Origin of the sequence: Pelorhabdus rhamnosifermentans, from assembly GCF_018835585.1 — a bacterium.
In the GTDB taxonomy this organism is placed as follows: domain Bacteria; phylum Bacillota; class Negativicutes; order UMGS1260; family UMGS1260; genus Pelorhabdus; species Pelorhabdus rhamnosifermentans.
Window position 1 is genome coordinate 1 of sequence record NZ_JAHGVE010000073.1, and the last position, 893, is coordinate 893.

General features: G+C 44.7%; 2 protein-coding genes. Both read left to right on the top strand.

Annotation, left to right across the window (positions count from 1 at the left end; translation table 11 throughout):
- Positions 1-548 (top strand): GH25 family lysozyme (locus Ga0466249_RS25775; RefSeq protein ID WP_215832365.1); only part of this gene is annotated, 548 nt, incomplete at its 5' end.
- 19 nt (positions 549-567) lie between these two features.
- Positions 568-893 (top strand): hypothetical protein (locus tag Ga0466249_RS25780; RefSeq protein ID WP_215832366.1); only part of this gene is annotated, 326 nt, incomplete at its 3' end.

The following is an 893-nucleotide window of genomic DNA, read 5'->3' on the forward strand; positions in this document are numbered from 1 at the left end:
TTGACGTATCAGAAAACAACGGCACAGTAGATTGGCAGGCCGTGAAGGATGCAGGGATTGAGTTTGCAATGATTCGCAGTAGCTACGGCTTACATTCGAAAGACGAAAGGTTTTTAGAAAATGTTAATGGTGCTCATGCAGTCGGACTTAAGGTTGGGGCATGGCATTACAGTTATGGGCTAAGTGTTGAAGATGCAATTCAGGAAGCCAGAAGTTGCCGGGAGGCCATTGATGCGGCTGGCGTAAACCTGGAATTGCCTGTGTTTTACGACATGGAAGATGCCGATGGATACAAAGCCAGTCATGGGATGCCGGATAATCAGACGATTACGGATATGTGCAGGGCATTTTTAGATAATCTTGGCCTAGATTGCGGTTTATATGCTAGTTATTCATGGTTATCAAATGTGGTTGATTGGCAGTCGCTGGGCTGTGCTGTGTGGAATGCTCAATGGGGTGATAGCGACGATATCCGCGGTTATATGTGGCAGTACGCTGATCATGAGATTATTGGCGGGGAAATATTTGACGGTGATATTCTATATTAATTTGAGAGGGGAAATACTTATGAAAAAGTTTACTAAAGAGATACAGAGGGGTTTTGATTTACAGTTATTTGCTGATGGGGACGCTGCTGCTACGCAGGAAACAATAGATACGCAGGTCAATACGGCCTCGCAGGATGCCGCACAGGCGATGGTAACAACTCCGAATATTGTAATTCCGACTGCAGCCGAACGAGCAAAAATGTCCAAAGAGGATTTAGCTAAATTAAAGACTGACTTGGCGGCTGCAGCAGATGCGGCGCTGAATGAAGTAGAACAAGATATTCAAGCCTCAATTGAAAAAGTAAAAGAAGAAGAAATCACCTTCGCTGAAAACTTCCGTGCCAA